This is a genomic window from Mycobacteriales bacterium (genome assembly GCA_035995165.1).
Lineage (GTDB): Bacteria > Actinomycetota > Actinomycetes > Mycobacteriales > CADCTP01 > CADCTP01.
Genome location: DASYKU010000076.1, coordinates 13,393 through 32,981 on the forward strand (window position 1 = coordinate 13,393; position 19,589 = coordinate 32,981).

The window sequence follows — 19,589 nt, forward strand, 5'->3', positions numbered from 1 at the left end:
CCGGGTGCCCTGCGACGCTCACTCCCTCGTCGGCTCAACGGACCGCCTTCCCGTCGAGCACCGTGGGCTCGCCCCGCAGGAACGTCGCGACCACCCGGGCCGGCAGTTCCCGTCCGGCGTAAGGGGTGTTGCGGCTGCGGCTCGCGGACGCCGCCGGGTCCGGGGTCCAGTGCGCGGCCGGGTCGACCAGCGTGAAGGAGGCGGGCGCGCCCTCGTCCAGAGTGGACGGTGCCAGCCCGCCGATCCGGGCCGGCGTCGCCGACATCCGCAGCGCCAGCCCGCGCCAGTCCAGCAGGCCGGTCTCCAGCATCGCCAGCACCGCCACCGACAGCGCCGTCTCCAGGCCGAGCATGCCGGGGCGGGCCGCGCCCCACTCGGTCTCCTTGTCCTCCAGCGCGTGCGGCGCGTGATCGGTCGCGATCGCGTCGATGGTCCCGTCGGCCAGGCCGTCCCGGAGCGCCGCCACGTCCTCGGCCGTCCGCAGCGGCGGGTTGACCTTGTAGACCGGGTCGTACGTCTCGGCCAGGTCGTCGGTGAGCAGCAGGTGGTGCGGGGTCACCTCGGCGGTGACCCGGGTGCCCTTGGCCTTGGCCCAGCGCAGGATGTCCACCGAGCCGGCGGTCGAGACGTGGCAGACGTGCAGCCGGGAGCCGACGTGCGCGGTCAGCAGCACGTCCCGGGCGATCATCGCCTCCTCCGCGGCGGCCGGCCAGCCGGTCAGCCCGAGCCGGGCCGCGACCACGCCCTCGTTCATCTGGGCCCCGGCCGTGAGCTTCGGCTCCTCGGCGTGCTGCGCGATCACGCCGTCGAACGCCTTGACGTACTCCAGGGCCCGGCGCATGAGCTGCGGGTCGTGCACGGGCTTGCCGTCGTCGGAGAAGATCCGGACCCGGGCGGCCGAGTCGGCCATCGCGCCCAGCTCGGCCAGCCGCTCGCCGGCCAGCCCGACCGTGACCGCGCCGACCGGCCGGACGTCGACCAGCCCGGCTTCCCGGCCCAGCCGCCAGACCTGCTCGACCACGCCCGCGGTGTCCGCGACCGGGTCGGTGTTGGCCATCGCGTGCACCGCGGTGTAGCCGCCCTGCGCGGCCGCCCGGGACCCGGTCTCGACGGTCTCGGCGTCCTCCCGGCCCGGCTCGCGCAGGTGCGTGTGCAGGTCGACCAGGCCCGGCAGCACGACCAGCCCGGCCGCGTCCAGCACCTGGGCGCCCTTCGGCGCCGGCCCGGTGGACAGCACCCCGTCGCGGACGACCAGGTCGGTGGGCTCCTCCCCGTACGGCGCGGCCCCCTTGATCACCCACGCGCTCACGCAGGCCCCCTCCCCTTGTTCTTCGACTTCCCCTGCGCCCGGCGGGCCCGGCTCATGCCGGACCTCCGCCGAGGAGGAGGTAGAGCACGGCCATCCGGACGGAGACCCCGTTGGAGACCTGTTCGACGATCGTGGAGCGGCGGGGATCGTCGGCGACCTCGGCCGCGATCTCCATCCCGCGGTTCATCGGCCCCGGGTGCATGACGATCGCCTCGTCCGGCAGCAGACCCATCCGGGTCCGGTCCAGCCCGTAGCGCCGGCTGTACTCGCGGGCCGAGGGGAAGTACGCCTGCCCCATCCGCTCCCGCTGCACCCGCAGCATCATGACCACGTCCGCCTTGGGCAGCGCGGCGTCCAGGTCGTAGGTGACCGCGGCCGGCCAGACCTCGACGCCGACCGGCAGCAGCGTCGGCGGCGCGACCAGCGTCACCTCGGCCCCGAGCGTGTGCAGCAAGAGCACGTTGGAGCGGGCCACCCGGCTGTGCAGCACGTCGCCGACGATCGCGACCCGCAGCCCGTCCAGCCGGCCCAGCCGCCGCCGCATCGTGTACGCGTCCAGCAACGCCTGGGTCGGGTGCTCGTGGGTGCCGTCGCCGGCGTTGAGCACGCTGCCGCGGACCCAGTTCGCCAGCCGGTGCGGCGCGCCCGACATCGGGTGCCGGATCACCACCGCGTCCGAGCCCATCGCCTCCAGGGTCAGCGCGGTGTCCTTGAGCGACTCGCCCTTGGACACGCTCGACCCCTTGGCCGAGAAGTTCACGACGTCGGCCGACAGCCGCTTGGCCGCCAGCTCGAACGAGGTCCGGGTCCGGGTCGAGTCCTCGAAGAAGAGGTTGACCACGGTCCGGCCGCGCAGCGTCGGCAGCTTCTTCACCTCGCGGCCGGCCATCGCCTCGTCCAGCCGCTCGGCCGTGTCCAGCACGGCCAGCGCCTCGTCCCGGCTCAGGTCGCCGGCGGAGAGCAGGTGCTTCACAGCGCACCCCCGGTCGCGCCGCGGGCGCTCCCGCTCCCCGGGGGCACCGACCGCTGCTCCAGCACGACCGCGTCCCGGCCGTCGGTCTCCGACAGCAGCACCCGGACGTTCTCCTCCAGCGAGGTCGGGATGTTCTTGCCGACGTAGTCGGCCCGGATCGGCAGCTCCCGGTGCCCGCGGTCGACCAGCACCGCCAGCTGGACCGCCCGCGGCCGGCCGAGGTCCCGCAGCGCGTCCAGGGCGGCCCGGACCGTACGGCCGGAGTAGAGGACGTCGTCGACCAGGACGACCAGCTTGCCGTCGACGCCGCCGGGCGGCTCGACCGTCGGCTCCAGCGCGCGGACACCGCGCAGCCGGAGGTCGTCGCGGTGCAGGGTCACGTCGAGCACGCCGACGGGGACGTCGACTCCCTCGAAGGTCTTCACCCGGGCCGCGAGCCGGCGGGCCAGCGGGACACCGCGGGTGGGAATGCCGAGCACCACGGTGCCGGCCGCGCCGCCGGTCTTCTCCAGCAGCTGATGGGCGATGCGATCGACGACCCGGGCCACGTCCGGGGCGTCGAGGAGCGCACGGCTCACGGGACCTCCTTCCCCGCCTCACCGGACGGGTCGTTAAAGGACGTCTGACGGCGGCCACGGTAGCAGCGGGCTGTGGTGGTGAGCCGGAACGCACGCCGGAGCGTGATGAGTTGAAACGGCAAAGACGCCACCGAGGAGGTGCACCATCGGCCATCTCGACGGACACCGACAGGGCATACGCTTGACGGAACGGTGGCGCGTCGCAGTCATGTTGCGTCATTGACCCGGAAATGTGTCACCCGAACAGGTGATTTCCCAAGGCTACGGCTCGCCACATGGGCTACTCCGGGTGACGAGTGGGGACGATCTTCGGCAAGCCGGCTTGACCTCGGAGCGTCATACGGCTTACGGTCACGCTCCGTAGTCGAAGCGCGGGGGGCCAGACATGACAGTGCTCGGTGTCGCACCGGAGATGGAGCGCAACGGAATGACCAGCGACTACGCCAGGGCCCTCGGCGCCCGTCTGCGCGCGATCCGCACGCAGCAGGGGCTCTCGCTGCACGGCGTTGAAAAGAAGTCCAAGGGCCGATGGAAGGCCGTCGTCGTCGGCTCGTACGAGCGCGGCGACCGTGCGGTCACGGTGCAGAAGCTCGCGGAGCTCGCCGACTTCTACGGCGTGCCCGTCAGCGAGCTGTTGCCCGAGGGGCGCGCGGCGTCCTCGGCCACCCCGGCCCAGAAGATCGTGCTGAACCTGGAGCGGCTGTTCCAGCTGCCGCCGGACCAGGTCGGCCCGCTCGCCCGTTACGCGCAGGCGATACAGAGCCAGCGCGGCGACTACAACAACAAGGTCCTGTCCATCCGGGGCGAGGACCTGCGGTCGCTGTCGATCATCTACGACCTGTCCGAGGGCGAGCTGACCGAGCGGCTGATCGAGTGGGGAGTGCTCGCGCCGGACGCGCGCAGCATCGACCCGGCGCTCGACCGGCGCTCGGACGATCGGCGCTCCGCCGACCGCTCGTAGTTCGTCACGGCCCACGGGGAGGCCGGCGCCCGATCACCGGGCGCCGGCCTCCGCCGCGTCCGGACGCGATCCGGGCCGGCCGCTGCCCGTGCGGACAGGAACGGCCGGCCCAGTCAGGGTCCGGCCGTCGCCGTGTCCGGGCCATGCGACGGCCGGCCGCGATCAGGGCCGTGGTCCTGTGCGGACAGGCCGGCCGCGATCAGAGGGGTGTCGGGACGTGCGGCGGGGGCGACCCGATCACGGGGCGCCGGCCGCGGCGATGCTTGTCAGCCGGGCTGCTCGGCGGGGGCCGGCGGCAGGGGCTCGGGGGCCGGGGGTGCGGCGAGGCGTTCGCGCAGTACGCGCCCGAGGATGCCGTTGACGAAGCGCGGCGACTCGTCGGTCGACAGCGACTTGGCCAGCTCGACCGCCTCGTCGATCACCACCGCGTCCGGGATGTCGTCCCGGACCAGCAGCTCGTAGAGCGCCAGCCGCAGCACGGCCCGGTCCACCGCCGGCATCCGTTCCACGGTCCAGCCCTCGGAGTGCTCGGAGAGCGTCTCGTCGATCAGTGCGAGGTTGCCGGTGACGCCCTCGACGAGGTCCACCGCGTACTCCGGGATCGGCGGGTCGGCCTGGGACAGCCGCTCCGCCAGCGTGGTCACCGGGTCGGCGCCACGCACGTCGGACTCGTAGAGGACGTCCACGGCCCGCTTGCGGGCCTTGCTCCGAGCGGCCATCAGGAGCGGCCGAGGTAACGCCCGTCGCGGGTGTCCACCTTGACCTTCTCGCCGGTGGTGACGAACAGCGGGACCTGGATCGTCGCCCCGGTCTCCAGCGTGGCCGGCTTGGTGCCGCCGGTGGAGCGGTCGCCCTGCAGGCCCGGGTCGGTCTGCGCGATGACCAGCTCGACGCTGGTCGGCAGCTCCACGTACAGCGCGACGCCCTCATGCATGGCCACCATGGCCTCGGTGTTCTCCAGCAGGTAGCCGGCGCCGTCGGCGACCGTCGCGGCCGGCACCTGGACCTGCTCGTACGTGTCGCCGTCCATGAAGACGAAGTCCTCGCCCTCGCGGTAGAGGAACGTCATCGAGCGCTTGTCGACGGTCGCGGTCTCCACCTTGGTGCCGGCGTTGAACGTGCGGTCGACGACCTTGCCGGAGAGCACGTTCTTCAGCGTGGTGCGCACGAAGGCGCCGCCCTTGCCGGGCTTGACGTGCTGGAACTGGACGACGGCCCAGAGCTGGCCGTCCAGGTCGAGCACGAGTCCGTTCTTCAGGTCGTTCGTGGTGGCCACGCCGATGCTCTCCGCACGCTCAGGGGACTTGACGGTTTCCTGGTCGTTCCGCCGGTCAGGGGACTGGATGCTTCTAGAGGACCGTGAGGTCCTTGGACGACAGCGTCAGCAGCGCCGGCTCGGTGCCCTCGCGGACGATGAGGGTGTCCTCGATGCGGACGCCCCCGCGGTCAGGGAGGTAGACCCCCGGCTCCACGGTGACGGCCATCCGATCGGCCAGTGTACCGGCGCCGAGCGGGCTCAGCGCCGGGGCCTCGTGGATCTCCAGGCCGACGCCGTGCCCCAGCCCGTGCCCGAACTCCTCGGCCCGGCCGGCCGCGGCGATGACGTCCCGGGCGGCCGCGTCGATCGCGCGGACGTCGGCGCCGATCTCCAGCGCGGCCCGGCCCGCGGCCTGGGCGGTGTGCACCAGCCCGTACACCTCGCGCTGCCAGTCGGCGGGCTCGCCGAGGACGAACGTGCGGGTCATGTCGGAGTGGTAGCCGCCGTACTCGGCGCCGAAGTCGAGCTTGACGAAGTCGCCCCGCTCCAGCGGCCGGTCCTCCGGGCGGTGGTGCGGGATGGCCGAGTTCGGCCCGGTGGCGACGATCGTCTCGAAGCTGGGCGCGCTCGCGCCGTGGCCGAGCATCCGGGCGTCGAGGTCGCGGCCGACCGCCAGCTCGGTCCGGCCGGCGGACAGGCCGCCGGCCGCGATCAGGTCGGCCAGCGCCCGGTCGGCGATCGCGCAGGCCTCCCGCAGCAGCGCGATCTCGCCGTCGTCCTTGACCGCCCGCAGCTCCTCGACCGCGCGCCGGATGCTGACCAGCTCGCCGCCGGCCTTCTCGGCCAGCGCCGCGTGCAGGTCGACGGTGACGTCGTGGGACTCGAAGCCGAGCCGCCCGTACGCGGCCTTGGCCGCGCGCTCGGCCAGCGCGGTCGCGCTGGCCCGCTCGACGAGCAGCTCGACGTCCGGCGACTGCAGGCCCGCCTGGATCGTGTAGCGGCCGTCGGTGCACAGCACGTCCGGGCCGTCCGCGGGCACCAGCAGCGCCGCGTTGGAGCCGGTGAAGCCGGTCAGGTAGCGGACGTTGACCAGCCGGGTCACCAGCACCGCGTCCAGGCCGGCGGCCCGGACCCGGTCGCGCAGCAGGGCACGGCGGTCGGCGGGAGCACTCACGCCTGCCAACCTACCGGGCGACCGCCGTCCAGGCCGCCGCCAGCAGCTCGGGTCCCGGGTCGGCCAGGATGCCCGGCCGGGCCAGGCCGTCGAGGACCACGAACCGCAGCACCGCGCCGCGGGCCTTCTTGTCCACCCGCATCGCCTCGTGCAGTTCCGCCCAGCCGGCCGCGTCGTAGGAGACCGGGAGGCCGAGTGCGGCCAGCACGGCCTTGTGCCGGGTCGCGGTCGGCCGGTCCAGCCGGTCCGCGGCCGCGCCCAGGGCGGCGGCGAAGACGAGGCCGATCGAGACCGCGTCGCCGTGCCGGATGGAGTACCGCTCGCGCTTCTCGATCGCGTGCGCCAGCGTGTGGCCGTAGTTGAGGTGCTCGCGCTCGCCGCTCTCGCGCAGGTCCCGGGTGACCACGCCGGCCTTCACCCGGACCGCCCGCTCGACCAGCTCGCCGGCCGGCGCGGCCGGGCCGTCGCGCTCGATCAGGTCCAGGATCGCCGGGTCGGCGATGAACCCGCACTTGACCACCTCGGCCAGCCCGGCGCGGTAGTCCGCCGGCGGCAAGGTGGCCAGCGCGGTCAGGTCGCAGAGCACGCCGGCCGGCGGGTGGAACGCGCCGACCAGGTTCTTGCCGGCGGCGACGTCGATGCCGGTCTTGCCGCCGACGGCGGCGTCGACCATGCCCAGCAGGGTGGTCGGCAGCTGCAGCACCCGGACGCCGCGCAGCCAGGCCGCGGCGACCCAGCCGGCCAGGTCGGTGGTGGCGCCGCCGCCGAGACCGACGATCGCGTCGGAGCGGGTGAAACCGGCCGCGCCGAGCCCGTCCCAGCAGTCCCCGGCGACCCGCAGCGTCTTGGCCGCCTCGCCGTCCGGCACCGGCAGCGGCAGCACGGCCAGCCCGGCCGCGCCCAGCACCTCCGCGATCACGGCGGCCCGCTCGGCCAGCGTGGGCGGATGCACCAGCGCGACCTGGGCGGCGCCGGGCAGCAGGCCGGGGACCCGGTCGTCCAGGCCTTCGCCCACCACCACCTCGTACGCGACGGGGTCGCCGACCGGGATGGTGACGGTCACGCCGGGTCCAGCGCCGCGACCGCGGCGACGACCGCGGCGGCGACCTCGTCCGGGGTGAGCTCGTCGGTGTCGACCGTGGCCGCGGCGACCTCCTGGTAGAGCGGCAGCCGGGCGTCCAGCAGCGCGCGCAGCTGCTGGCGCGGGTTGCCCAGCAGCAGCGGCCGGTCCCGGTTCAGCCCGATCCGGGCGGCCGAGGCCGGCACCCCGGTGGCCAGGAACACCACCGGGTGGCCGGCCAGCCGGGCCCGGGTCTCCGGCGCGAGGACCGCGCCGCCGCCGAGCACGAGCACGCCGTCGAACTCCGCCAGCCCGTCGGCGACCGCGTCCCGCTCCAGCGCCCGGAACGCCTCCTCGCCGTCCTCGACGAAGATCTCCGCGATCGGCTTGCCGGTGCGGGCGACGATCTCGTCGTCGGTGTCGCCGACCGGCACGCCGAGCCGCTGCGCCACCAGGGCCCCGACCGTCGTCTTGCCGGCGCCGGGCGGACCGACCAGCACCACCCGCGGCGGCATTACTTGACCACCAGGGTGTCCAGGTAGCCCCGGACGTTCCGCGCGGTCTCGGCCACCGAGTCGCCGCCGAACTTCTCCAGCACCGCCTCGGCCAGCACCAGCGCGACCATCGCCTCGGCCACCACACCCGCGGCCGGCACCGCGCAGACGTCCGAGCGCTGGTTGATCGCCACCGCCGGCTCGCCGGTGGCCACGTCGACGGTGGCCAGCGCCTTCGGCACGGTCGAGATCGGCTTCATCGCGGCCCGGACCCGCAGCGGCTCGCCGGTGCTCATGCCGCCCTCGGTGCCGCCGGAGCGGCCGGTACGGCGGCGCAGCCCGGTCGGGCCGCTCTCGATCTCGTCGTGGGCCTGCGAGCCGCGCCGGGCGGCCAGGTCGAAACCGTCGCCGACCTCCACGCCCTTGATCGCCTGGATGCCCATCAGCGCGCCGGCCAGCCGGGAGTCCAGCCGGCGGTCGCCGTGCACGTGGCTGCCGAGACCCGGCGGCAGGCCGTGCGCGACGACCTCGACCACGCCGCCGAGGGTGTCGCCGTCTCTGCGGGCGGCGTCGATCTCGCCGACCATCCGCTCGCCGGTCTCCGGGTCGAAGCAGCGCACCGGGGACTCGTCGACGGTGCCGAGGTCGTCCGGGCCGGGCAGCGTCCCGTACGGCACGGCGATCGTCCCGATCCGGACCACATGGGAAAGCACGCTGACGCCCGCGGCCTGCTCCAAGAACGCCTTGGCGACCGCACCGAGCGCGACCCGGGCCGCGGTCTCCCGGGCGCTGGCCCGCTCCAGGATCGGGCGGGCGTCGTCGAAGCCGTACTTCTGCATGCCGACGAGGTCGGCGTGGCCGGGCCGGGGCCGGGTCAGCGGCGCGTTGCGGGCCACCCCCTCCAGCTCCTCGGCCGGCACCGGGTCGGCGCTCATCACGGTCGTCCACTTCGGCCACTCGGTGTTGCCGATGCGCAGCGCCACCGGGCCGCCCATGGTGCGGCCGTGCCGGACGCCGCCGGTCAGCTCGACCTCGTCCCGCTCGAACTTCATCCGGGCGCCGCGCCCGTAGCCGAGCCGGCGGCGGGCCAGCGCGTCGGCCACGTCGTCGGAGGTGACCCGGACATCGGCGGGCAGGCCCTCGAGCACCGCGACCAACGCCGGACCGTGCGACTCCCCTGCGGTCAGCCAGCGCAACACGGGTTCATCGTGTCATGTCCCGGCGGTCAGATAACTGTCGACCACGGCCGGCCCGACCACCACCGCGACGAGCGCACCCGCGATCAGCCAGGGCCCGAACGCGAGGTGGTCGCGCAGGCCGGCCCGGCGCGAGGCGAGCATCGCGATCGCGGCCAGCGCGCCGATGCCGAAGCCGAACGCGACGCCGAGCACGAGCACGCCCCAGCCGAGCCAGCCCAGGAACAGCCCGAGCAGTCCGAGCAGCTTCACGTCACCGAGACCGAGGCCGCCGCTCGGGGCGACCAGGGCCAGCAGCAGCGCCGCTCCCCCGGCGGCGAGCGCGCCGAGCACCCCCCGGCCGAGTGCGGACCAGTCGGCCGGGACGGCCAGCAGCGCCAGCCCGGCCGGGTACGACGGGAGCGTGAGGCGGTCCGGCAGCCGCAGGCAGTCCAGGTCGATCACGGCCAGCGTGACGCCGACCGCGGCCAGCCCGAGGAAGGCCGGCAGCTCCGGGGCGAGCCCGATCGCGGCGCCGACCGCGGCCAGCGCCACCGCGGCCAGCACGGTGCCGACCGCGATCCGGCGCGGCGAGGCCTGGCCGCCGCGCCACCAGCGCTTGCCCAGCCACGGGTCGTCGGCCGGCACCGCCAGCGTCAACCCGGCCAGGAACGGGCCCAGCACGATCCCGAGCACCGCACCCAGCCCGCCCGCAACCACGCGCGGACCCTACCGGCCGCCGACCCCGCCCCACCCAGGTCGTCCACAGGCCATGCCGCCCGCGGCCGGCTCGGCGGTCAGGTCACGGGGATGGGGTCCTCCGCCGGCGGCGGGGCCCGGTGGACGAGGTCGGGCCGGGTCCGGCACCGCGCCCGAGTCCCGCCCGGGGGTTACGGGGGCCGCCCCCGACGGGGATCAGCAGAGGTGAGCCGCCTGGCACTTGGCCTTGGCCGTGTTGAAGACGTCCCGGTCGTCGGTGAACAGGTGGTGCCCCGGGTGGTCGGCGTCCAGCACGTAGTACAGGTACGGCCCGGACGCCGGCGCCGCCGCGGCCTGTAGCGAGGCCAGCCCGGGGTTCGCGATCGGCGTCGGCGGCAACCCCTTGACCAGCCGGTTGTTGTACGGCGTCTTCTTCGCCAGGTCGGCCGCGGACAGCCCGCCCTTGGAGCGACCCAGCCCGTAGAGCACGGCGGCGTCGACGCCGAGGAAGAAGTTCTGGTCCAGCCGGTTGTAGATGACCCGCGCGACCTTGGACCGCTCGTCCGGTTGCTGGGTCTCCTTCTCCACCAGCGAAGCCACGATCAGCAGCTCGTACGGCGTCAGGTGCTTGGCCGCGGCCTGCTCGATCAGCCCGCTGTCGGAGACCTTCGCCTTGTACTGGTCGACCATGTCCTTCAGCAGCGTGGCGGCCGTGGTGTCGGGATCGAGGTCGTAGGTCTCCGGGAAGAGGAAGCCCTCCGGGTTGCCCTTGGCGTAGTCCGGCAGCTCCAGCGCGGCGGAGTCCCTGGCCGCGGCCTGCAGGTCGGCGATCTTCAGCTTCGACTTCGAGGCGATCAGCGCGAGCGTGTCCTTGACCGAGAGGCCCTCGGGGACCGTCACCCGGGACAGCACCCGCGCGGTCGGGTCGAGGATCAGCGTCAGCGCCGCGGCGCCGCTCATCTCCTTGTGCAGCTTGTACGTCCCGGGCTGGATCCCGAGCGCGGCCGCGTTCTCCTTGGCCGCCTTGGTGAACGCCTTCTCGCTCTTCACGATGCCCTGGGTGACCATCGTGGCCGCGATGTCGGTGGCGGTGTCGCCCGGCTTGACGACCAGCAGCACCTCGCCGCTGCCGGCACCGGCGAAGTCGGGGGTGGTGCCGAACTTGCTCGTCAGCGACCGGCCGCCGATGAGGGCGCCGGCACCGAGTCCGCCGACGAGGATGAGCACCAGCAACGGCAGGAGGATCCGGCGACGGCGGCGCTTGCGCCGCTCGACCTCGCTGCGGCGGCGCTCGGACCGGCTCGGCCGCCCGTACGGGTCGGCGGGAGCGAAGAGGTCGATCTCGTCGCGGTCCATCTGCCGGCCCGTCGTCACCGACCGGCCCGATCCAGCCCCAGTGACAGATCGGTTACGGAGCGCAAAACAGTCACGAAGTCCTCCGGGCGGCGTCCAACCATCCCTGAAGTATGAGCACCGCGGCCGAGCGGTCAACGACCTGACGTCCCTTACGTCCCCGTGTGCCCGCCTCGGCGAGACGACGAGTTGCCGCAACGGTGGTCAGCCGCTCGTCGGACAAACGCACCGGGATCGGGTCGACACGCTCCGCGAGCGCTTCGGCGTACTCGCGGGCGGACCGGGCGGCCGGCCCGGACTTGCCCGACAGCGACCGGGGCAGCCCGACGACGACCTCGACGGCCTCCCGCTCGGCCACCAGCCGGGCCAGCTTGACCAGATCGGCGCCACCGCGGAGGTCGCGGGCCAGCGTCGCCAGCGGGGTCGCGAGGACCCCGCCGGGATCGCTGGCCGCGACCCCGACCCGGACGGTGCCGACGTCGACCCCGATCCGGACACCGTCCAGCCACTCCTCCGGCGCGCGATCGGAGACGGTCACGCGGTGCGCTGCCCGATGACGTGCTCGACCAGCAGGAGCGCCTCGGGGATGCCGTCGGGCTCGGTGCCGCCGCCCTGGGCGACGTCGTCCCGGCCCCCGCCGCGGCCCCCGACCGATGGCGCCATCGCCTTCACGACGTCGCCCGCGGACAGCCCGCGCAGCCGGGCGGCCTCGTTGGTGGCCACCGTGAACGCGACCTTGCCGTCGGCCCGGGAGACCAGCGCGACCACGCCGGCCCGGTCCGGGGACAGCCGACCCCGGACGTCGAGCACGAGCGTGCGCAGCTCGCCGCCGCCGAGCCCGCCGGGCACCTCGTTCGCCACGACCGCGACCCCGCCGACGTCCCTGGCCGCCGCCGCCAGCGCGCCCGCACCGGCCAGCACGGACTCCGCCCGCAGCCGGTCGAGCTCCTTCTCCGCCGTCCGCAGCCGGTCGATCAGCGACTGGACCCGCTCCGGGACCTGGTCCGCGGGCACCCGCAGGGTCTGCGTCAGCCCGTCGACCAGCGCCCGCTCGCGCCGCAGGTAGCCGAAGAAGTCGTGCCCGACCAGCGCCTCGACCCGGCGCATGCCCGCGCCGACGGACGCCTCGCTGGTGATCGCCAGCGGGCCGACCTGCGAGGAGTGCCGGACGTGGGTGCCCCCGCAGAGCTCGCGGGACCACTCGCCGCCGATCTCGACGACCCGGACCTCCTCGTCGTACGTCTCCCCGAACAGGGCCAGCGCCCCGATCCGGCGCGCCTCCGGCAGCGTGGTGAAGAACGCCTGCACCGGCAGGTCGGAGCGGATCGCCAGGTTCGCGACCTCCTCGACCTCGCTGCGGGTCTCCGTCGACAGCTGCTGCGGCCAGGAGAAGTCCAGCCGCAGGTAGCCCGGCCTGTTGTACGACCCCGCCTGCAGCGCGGTCGGGCCGAGCACCTGGCGCAGCGCCGCGTGCACGACGTGGGTGCCGGAGTGGGCCTGGCAGGCGCCCAGCCGCCACTCCCGGTCGACCTGCGCGTGCACGGTCCGGCCGGCCGCGACCTCGCCGCTGACGACCCGCACCGTGTGCACGACCAGGCCCTTGATCGGCCGCTGCACGTCGACGACCTCGAGCTCGAGCCCGTCGCCGGTGAGGTGGCCGGCGTCGGAGTCCTGGCCGCCGGACTCCGCGTAGAACGGGGTCACGTCCAGCACCAGCTCGACCACCTCGCCCTCGGTCGCGCCGGGGACGAGCTCGCCGTCGCGGACCAGGCCGACGACGGTCGACTCGGACTCCAGCGCCGAGTGCGCGATGAAGTCGGTCGCGCCGCGCGCCCGCAGCTCCCGGTACGCCGCCGCCGAGACACCGGCCCCGCCGCCGCCCTTGCGGGACTGCGCGTCCGCCTTCGCCCGCTGCCGCTGCTCCGCCATCAGCGCGCGGAACCCGTCCTCGTCGACCGTCAGGCCCTGCTCGCCGGCCATCTCCAGGGTCAGGTCGATCGGGAACCCGTACGTGTCGTGCAGCTGGAACGCCTGCGCGCCCGGCAGCGTCCCGCCGCCGCGCTGCTTGGTCTCGCGGACCGCGGTGTCCAGGATCGCGGTGCCCGCGCGCAGCGTCTGCGCGAAGGTCTCCTCCTCCGCGTACGCGTAGGTGGAGATGCGCTCGAAGTCGGTCGCCACCTCCGGGTACGACGGCGCCATCGCGTCCCGGGAGGCCGGCAGCAGCTCGGGCAGCGACGCGCCCGGGTAGCCCAGCAGCCGGACCGAGCGGATGACCCGGCGCAGCAGCCGGCGCAGCACGTAGCCACGGCCCTCGTTGGACGGGGTGACGCCGTCCGCCATGATCATCATCGCCGACCGGACGTGGTCGGCGACCACCCGCAACCGGACGTCCGCGCCGCCGTCGGACCCGTACGCCGTGCCGGTCAGCTCCGCCGCCCGCTCCAGGACCGGGAAGACCTCGTCGATCTCGTAGAGGTTCTGCTTGCCCTGCAGCAGGTACGCCATCCGCTCGACGCCCATGCCGGTGTCGATGTTCTTCTTCGGCAGCTCGCCGAGGATCGGCCAGCCGTCCTTGCCCGGCCCCGGTCCCCGCTCGAACTGCATGAAGACCAGGTTCCAGACCTCGAGGAAGCGCTCCTCGTCGACGATCGGGCCGCCGTCCGGGCCGTACTCCGGGCCGCGGTCGAAGAAGATCTCCGAGCACGGGCCGCACGGGCCGGGTACGCCCATCGACCAGTAGTTGTCCGCCATCCCGCGGCGCTGGATGCGCTCCTCGGGCACGCCGATGAGCTTGTTCCAGATGCCGAAGGCCTCGTCGTCGTCCCGGTAGACGGTCGGCCAGAGCCGGTCCGGCGCGAAGCCGTACCCGCCGTCGTCCTGGGAGTTGGTGAGCAGCTCCCAGGCCGCGGTGATCGCGCCTTCCTTGAAGTAGTCGCCGAAGGAGAAGTTGCCCGCCATCTGGAAGAACGTGCCGTGCCGCGCGGTCTTGCCGACCTCGTCGATGTCCAGCGTCCGCAGGCACTTCTGCACGCTCGTCGCGCGCGGGTAGGGCGGCGTCTCGATGCCCTGCAGATAGGGCTTGAACGGCACCATGCCCGCGTTGACGAACAGCAGCGTCGGGTCGTCCAGGATCAGGCTGGCCGACGGGACGACCGTGTGCCCGTTGCGCTCGAAGTAGTCGGTGAAGCGGCTCTTGATCTCCGCCGACCTCATCGGAAGTCCTCCGGCTTCGCGCCGAGCCGCCCGTCCAGGCCGCTGCCCTCGCTCAGCTCGGACTCCCGGACCGCCGCGCCCTCGCGGACCTCGTCGACGAAGTCCCGCAGCGCGTCCGCGAGGCCCTGCAGCGACTGCGACAGGCCGCGCGGGGAGAGCTGCTCCGCCGTCTTGGACAGCTTGCGCACCACGAGAGCGCCGACCGTGACCCCCAGTGCGAGCCAGAACATGCGCCTCACCGTCGTCACCCTCTTTCACAGTTTCTTGGTCGTCTCGCCGGTTGGCTAGCACGAGTTCGCGGGACTGGTTGTCCTCGTCCATGGTGCGCTCGGCGCACCAGAGGATTTGCGCGCGGGCTACAGACCGGCGCGCTTGGCGGCGCGGGCCGCCTTGCGGTCGGCCTTGACCGCAGCCTTGGCGGTGTTCTCGGCCTCGGCCTTGCGCCGGTTCTGCGCGGCCCGGCGGATCCCGTACGAGAACGCGGCGACCTTGATGGCCGGCCCGCCCAGCGTGGTGGCGAAGACCGACGAGAGCGCGGCGGCGTTGCTGGTCACCGCCTGCGCGTTCTGGGTGATGCCCTCCACCCGTTCCAGCTCGCGGTTGACCTGGTCCATCGTCGTCTGGGCCGAGGTCAGCAGCGGCTGCGCGCCCTCGTGCGCCTTGCGGATGGCCAGCGTCGTCTCGTCCAGCGTCCGGCCCAGCTTCAGGATCGGCACGGACAGCAGCAGCACGAGAACGCCGAACGCGATGGCCGCGATGATCGCGGCCCACTCCCCTGCCGACACGCGCGGACCCCCTCAGCAACAACCCCGGTCGCGGACCGCCAGACCCTACCGTCTGCCTGGAGGTGCCTCACGCACGAGGGGCCCGGCCGGGGTGTCCCGGCCGGGCCCTTCGTTCAGTGCGGTGTTACGCGTCGACGCGGACGAACGTGCCGCCCGCCGTCGTCGTCCCGTCGCCGTAGGAGATCCGGCCGAGGTAGCGCGAGCCGGCCGTCAGGCCGCTCCACGCCGCCGTGAGCGTGACCGGCGTCCCCGCGGTGGCCGGCACGCCGGCCGGGGTCACCGTGAGGTTGCCCTTGGCCGCGCCGTCCAGCGCCCACAGGTACGTGGGCACCGTCAGCCCGGTCGTCCCCGTCGGCACCCCGAAGAGCACCACGTACAGGTCGTACGACCCGGCCGTCGGGTTCTCCAGCCGGATCGTCTCCTCGGCCGAACCGCCGGCGCTCTGCGCGACGAGGTTCGACGTGCCGGCCTCGTACAGGAAGAGGTCGACGTCGGTGCCGGCCGGGAAGTCGGCATCGAAGGTGGAGTGCTGGGCGACCGTGGTGCCGGCCGGGATCGTCAGCGTCTCCCTGGCCGTCCGGGTGCTGGTCGCCGGGTCGGCCGGGTCGAAGCCCGGGCCGGCCGGCTGCAGGGCCGGCGAGCGGACGTCCGCCGCCACCAGACCGTCGACGGTGCTGCTCAGCGTGCCGGTGAAGCCGGGGGTCACGCTGATCGCGGTCGAGCCGGCCGGGCCGGTGCCCACGACCTGGCTCGGCGCGGCGGCCGCGACCGGCTGCACGACGAGCTGGCTGCGCACCGAGAACTTGCCGTTCGACCAGGTCAGCGAGCCGAACGCGTACTCGTCGAAGGTCGCCGAGGTGCGGGTGAAGGTGACCTTGTAGGTCGCCTTCTGGCCCGACCTGACCTTCAGCGTCCGCGGCGACACCGAGACCTGGACGCCGGCCGGCGCCACGATCTTCGGCGTCCAGTTCGACGAGCCCTGGTTGCTGACCCCGGTCACCGTGCGGGTGACCGTCTGCTAGCCGGCCAGCGCGCCGATCGCGATGTTCGGCTGGTTGAGGTCGCTCGGGTCGGTGCTGCCCAGCAGGCTGCAGGCCGAGCTGGTCGCGGCGAGCTGCCCGGACCCGCACAGCCACCGGACCCAGTCGGTCGAGTTGCTGTCGTAGACCAGGCCCGGGTCGGCCGCGCCGTTGACGTTGACCTGGCCGGAGCCGTAGTCGAACGCGGTGGCGACCTCGCCGGAGTCGTTGCTGATCGGCGCGCCCTTGTTGTCCTTCACCGACGCGGTGGTCAGCAGCGCCGACTTGATCATCATCGGCGACCAGCGCGGGTGCTTCTGGATCAGCAGCGCGCCGAGGCCGGCGATGTGCGGGCTGGACATCGACGTCCCGGACAGGAAGTCGTAGTCGCGGCCGTTGTTGGCCGGGGAGAACCCGGCGATGACGTCCACGCCCGGAGCCAGGATGTCCGGCTTGAGCAGGTCGCCGTCCGCCGCGAGCGCGGGCCCGCGGGAGGAGAACGAGGCCACCTGCGGCGCCTTGACCCCGAGCTGGGCCACGCCCGCGGACAGCGCCGCGGTCGGGCTCGCAGTGCCGGACACGTACGCCTTGATCGCGGCACCCGCGACCTCGTCCACGTGCACGGTCGGCACCACGTGGATGTCGGCGTTCAGCGAGTTCGGCGCGGTGTTGGCCAGCACCATGCCGACGCCGCCGGCCCGCTTGACCTCGGCGCTCTTCTCCACCCGGTCGTTGACACCGCGGTCACAGACGATGATCTTGCCGGTGACCTTGGCCGGGTCGAGCGAGTTGAGGAAGCAGAGCCGGACGTCGTCCGGGTCCTGCCCGGCCGCGCCGACCGTGCTGGACAGCGCGATCGGCGAGCTCGGCACCGCCGGGCCGAGGCCGACGCCGGTGAACGTCTGCCCGTTGCCCAGGGTCACCGACTTGGTGTTGGCCCGGTCCAGGGTGCCGGCCGCGACCGACATCTCCCACGGGGTGTTGTGCGCGACGGTCGAGGCGCCCGGGCCGTCGTTGCCGGCCGAGGTGGACACGAACACGCCGGCCTGGGCCGCGCCGAAGAACGCCAGCTCGACCGCGTCGACCGAGCTGGTCAGGCTGCCGGAGATGGAGAAGTTGATGACGTCGGCACCGTCGGTGGTCGCGTCCTCGATCGCCTGCACGGAGTCGGAGGTGAAGCAGCCCGCCTCGGGCTCGCCCCGGCCCCAGCAGATCTTGTAGATCGACAGCCGCGCGTTCGGCGCCATGCCGCTGGCGTTGCCGAACGGCTGGCCGGCCACGCTCACCGGCACGTTGAAGTTGCCGGCCGCGGTGGTGGCGGTGTGGGTGCCGTGCCCGTCGGCGTCGCGCGCCGAGATGAACTCGTACGGGAAGGCGGTCTTGATGTCGCCGATGCTCGCGGTGACGCCGGCGGTGTAGTACCGCGCGCCGATCACCTTCGTGGTGCAGTCGGAGGCGTCCCACTGCTCACCGGTCTGGCAGGTGCCGGCGAACTGGCGCACCGGCTTCGGGTTGCGCAGCGGCGCCACCGACGGGTTCTCCGGCCACAGGCCCGAGTCCAGGTCGGCGACGACCACACCGGCGCCGGCATCCCGCTGCGGGCCGCCGAGCTGGTCCCAGATCCCACCCTTCTTGGTGAGCCCGAGGAACTCCGGCGTCCGGGTCGTGTCGAGGGTCCGCTTCTCGTCCTTGATCACGGCCTTCACGCCCGGGGTGCGGGCCAGCTTGGCCGCGTCCACCGTGCTCATGCTGGCCGCGAAGCCGTTGAAGGTCACTGAGTAGCGGTGGAACGCACGCGCGGATGCGGCCCCCCGCAGCACGCCGTCCTGGCGCTGCGCGAGGTAGCCGCGGTAGCGGGCGACGGTCGGGGCGGCGGCGTCGATCTTGCTGCCGGCGGTCGGCCTCGTGCCCGCGTACCCGGCGACCCCGCCGGTGTAGGTCGCGGCGGGCGCGTCGGTGAGCTGTACCAGGTAGTTGGCGGTGCCCTGGGCCGGTGCGGCCGCGGCGGTCGGCGCGGTCGCGATCGTCGTCGCCAAACCGGCGACCAGCGCGAACGCGCCCAAGCCGGCGGCTGCTCGGCGCCGGCGGGTGGGAGAGGGAGTCAACGGTCGTCCTTCCGTACGGGACCGGTGACCGCACGCCCGGCCGGCAGGTGGACCGGCAGGGCGTGGAGTCGGCCGCGGACCGGGTGGGCCGCGGCCGGCGGGTGCGGTGAGGCCGCACGGGCGCCGTGTCCGATTACTTAGCGGACTCTTTGCCGGCACGCCACCAGAACCAGGATCTCGGCGGCCGAACGGCCGTACTACTGCGGAGGGTTCACCCCATCGGCCGTACGGCCGTCACGCTCTGAGTCCTCTCGGTCCCCCCGCAGGACGGCCCGCAGCCGCGCCACCCGGTCGGCGGCGCCGCGCTCGGCGCCGTGGTCGGAGGGGGTGTAGTAGTCGCGGCCGGCGACCGCATCCGGCGCGTACTGCTGCTCGGCGACGCCACCGGGGAAGTCGTGCGCGTACCGGTAGCCCTTGCCGTGGTCGATCGCCTTCGCGCCGGCGTAGTGGGCGTCGCGCAGGTGGCCCGGCACCGCACCGGCCAGCCCGGCCTTGACGTCGGCCCGGGCCTTGCCGAGCGCGGCCACCACCGCGTTCGACTTCGGCGCCAGCGCGCAGTGGATCACCGCCTGGGACAGGATGATCCCGGCCTCCGGAAGGCCCACCAGCTGCGTCGCCTGTGCGGCCGCGACCGCCAGCGGCAGCGCGGTCGGGTCGGCCTCGCCGATGTCCTCGCTGGCCAGGATCATGATCCGGCGGGCGATGAACCGCGCGTCCTCCCCCGCCTCGATCATCCGGGCCAGGTAGTGCAGCGACGCGTCCACGTCCGAGCCGCGCATCGATTTGATGAACGCGCTGGTCACGTCGTAGTGCTGGTCGCCGTCGCGGTCGTAGCGGACCGCGGCCCGGTCCACCGCGGTCTCCAGCGTCGCCAGCGTGATCCGGTCCTCGCCCTTCGCCTGGGCCGCTCCGGCGCCGGCCTCCAGCGCGGTCAGCGCCCGGCGCGCGTCCCCGTCGGCGATCCGCAGCAGGTGGTCGGCGGCGTCCTGATCCAGCTGGAGCCGGCCGCCGAGGCCGCGCTCCTCGGCCAGCGCCCGCCGGACCAGGATCGTGATGTCCTCGTCGGTCAGCGGCTCCAGGGTCAGCAGCAGCGAGCGGGACAGCAGCGGGCTGACCACCGAGAAGAACGGGTTCTCGGTCGTCGCCGCGACCAGCGTGACCACCCGGTCCTCGACCGCGCCCAGCAGCGAGTCCTGCTGGGTCTTGGAGAACCGGTGCACCTCGTCGATGAACAGCACGGTCTGCCGGCCGGACATGCCGAGGTCGCGCTTGGCCGCCTCGATGACCGCGCGGACCTCCTTGACGCCGGCCGAGACCGCGGACAGCGCGGCGAACCGGCGGCCGATCGCGGTGGACACGAGGGTCGCCAGGGTGGTCTTCCCGGTTCCCGGCGGCCCGTACAGCAGCACCGACGCCGGGGCGGCGCCCTCGAC

18 protein-coding genes and 1 pseudogene are annotated in these 19,589 nt (G+C 73.7%); 1 reads left to right on the forward strand and 18 read right to left on the reverse strand.

What is annotated here, in order from left to right; genetic code table 11:
• Positions 1-34 precede the first annotated feature (34 nt).
• The 3 genes from VGP36_12290 to pyrR are packed head-to-tail and all read right to left on the reverse strand — an operon-like array spanning position 35 to position 2,860.
• Positions 35-1,309, reverse strand: coding sequence for a dihydroorotase (locus tag VGP36_12290; protein HEV7655494.1), 1,275 nt, complete (start codon positions 1,307-1,309; stop codon positions 35-37).
• 52 nt (positions 1,310-1,361) lie between these two features.
• On the reverse strand, positions 1,362-2,282 hold the full coding sequence (locus VGP36_12295; GenBank protein ID HEV7655495.1) for an aspartate carbamoyltransferase catalytic subunit: 921 nt from the start codon (positions 2,280-2,282) through the stop codon (positions 1,362-1,364).
• Complete coding sequence (gene pyrR / locus VGP36_12300) at positions 2,279-2,860, reverse strand: bifunctional pyr operon transcriptional regulator/uracil phosphoribosyltransferase PyrR (protein ID HEV7655496.1); 582 nt, start codon at positions 2,858-2,860, stop codon at positions 2,279-2,281. The genes VGP36_12295 and pyrR overlap by 4 nt, the downstream gene beginning before the upstream one ends.
• A 427-nt stretch (positions 2,861-3,287) precedes the next feature.
• Between pyrR and VGP36_12305 the strand changes: the two genes are divergently transcribed.
• Positions 3,288-3,821 (forward strand): transcriptional regulator, encoded by a 534-nt coding sequence (locus tag VGP36_12305; GenBank protein HEV7655497.1) that lies wholly within the window; start codon positions 3,288-3,290, stop codon positions 3,819-3,821.
• Positions 3,822-4,087: 266 nt separating this feature from the next.
• On the opposite strand, the gene nusB is transcribed toward VGP36_12305, so the two are convergent.
• The 15 genes and pseudogenes from nusB to VGP36_12380 form a co-directional block, all read right to left on the reverse strand.
• Positions 4,088-4,540, reverse strand: a complete 453-nt coding sequence (gene nusB / locus VGP36_12310; protein ID HEV7655498.1) for a transcription antitermination factor NusB — start codon at positions 4,538-4,540, stop codon at positions 4,088-4,090.
• Complete coding sequence (efp, locus tag VGP36_12315; GenBank protein HEV7655499.1) at positions 4,540-5,097, reverse strand: elongation factor P; 558 nt, start codon at positions 5,095-5,097, stop codon at positions 4,540-4,542. The genes nusB and efp overlap by 1 nt, the downstream gene beginning before the upstream one ends.
• A gap of 73 nt (positions 5,098-5,170) precedes the next feature.
• Positions 5,171-6,253: a Xaa-Pro peptidase family protein gene (locus VGP36_12320; GenBank protein HEV7655500.1), complete on the reverse strand. Its 1,083-nt coding sequence runs from the start codon at positions 6,251-6,253 to the stop codon at positions 5,171-5,173.
• Between the two features lie 10 nt (positions 6,254-6,263).
• Positions 6,264-7,316 (reverse strand): 3-dehydroquinate synthase, encoded by a 1,053-nt coding sequence (gene aroB / locus VGP36_12325; protein ID HEV7655501.1) that lies wholly within the window; start codon positions 7,314-7,316, stop codon positions 6,264-6,266.
• Complete coding sequence (locus tag VGP36_12330; GenBank protein ID HEV7655502.1) at positions 7,313-7,828, reverse strand: shikimate kinase; 516 nt, start codon at positions 7,826-7,828, stop codon at positions 7,313-7,315. Before VGP36_12330 ends, aroB begins: the two co-directional genes overlap by 4 nt.
• Entirely contained in the window at positions 7,828-9,006 is a 1,179-nt protein-coding gene (gene aroC / locus VGP36_12335) for a chorismate synthase (GenBank protein HEV7655503.1), read from the reverse strand. Before aroC ends, VGP36_12330 begins: the two co-directional genes overlap by 1 nt.
• Before the next feature lie 12 nt (positions 9,007-9,018).
• Positions 9,019-9,702 carry a prepilin peptidase gene (locus VGP36_12340; protein HEV7655504.1) on the reverse strand — a complete coding sequence of 228 codons (684 nt, stop codon included), beginning with the start codon at positions 9,700-9,702 and terminating at the stop codon, positions 9,019-9,021.
• A 195-nt stretch (positions 9,703-9,897) separates the two neighbouring features.
• Positions 9,898-11,037, reverse strand: a complete 1,140-nt coding sequence (gene mltG, locus VGP36_12345; GenBank protein HEV7655505.1) for an endolytic transglycosylase MltG — start codon at positions 11,035-11,037, stop codon at positions 9,898-9,900.
• A 70-nt stretch (positions 11,038-11,107) separates the two neighbouring features.
• Positions 11,108-11,572: a Holliday junction resolvase RuvX gene (gene ruvX / locus VGP36_12350; protein ID HEV7655506.1), complete on the reverse strand. Its 465-nt coding sequence runs from the start codon at positions 11,570-11,572 to the stop codon at positions 11,108-11,110.
• Positions 11,569-14,247 (reverse strand): alanine--tRNA ligase, encoded by a 2,679-nt coding sequence (gene alaS / locus VGP36_12355; GenBank protein HEV7655507.1) that lies wholly within the window; start codon positions 14,245-14,247, stop codon positions 11,569-11,571. Before alaS ends, ruvX begins: the two co-directional genes overlap by 4 nt.
• Positions 14,244-14,477 carry a hypothetical protein gene (locus VGP36_12360; protein HEV7655508.1) on the reverse strand — a complete coding sequence of 78 codons (234 nt, stop codon included), beginning with the start codon at positions 14,475-14,477 and terminating at the stop codon, positions 14,244-14,246. The genes alaS and VGP36_12360 overlap by 4 nt, the downstream gene beginning before the upstream one ends.
• A 126-nt stretch (positions 14,478-14,603) precedes the next feature.
• Entirely contained in the window at positions 14,604-15,032 is a 429-nt protein-coding gene (locus VGP36_12365) for a DUF948 domain-containing protein (protein HEV7655509.1), read from the reverse strand.
• Positions 15,033-15,156: 124 nt separating this feature from the next.
• A pseudogene (locus VGP36_12370) lies at positions 15,157-16,038 on the reverse strand (hypothetical protein).
• A gap of 12 nt (positions 16,039-16,050) precedes the next feature.
• Complete coding sequence (locus VGP36_12375) at positions 16,051-18,156, reverse strand: S8 family peptidase (protein ID HEV7655510.1); 2,106 nt, start codon at positions 18,154-18,156, stop codon at positions 16,051-16,053.
• A 197-nt stretch (positions 18,157-18,353) separates the two neighbouring features.
• Positions 18,354-19,589: replication-associated recombination protein A (locus tag VGP36_12380; GenBank protein HEV7655511.1), on the reverse strand; the 1,236-nt coding region annotated here is incomplete at its 5' end.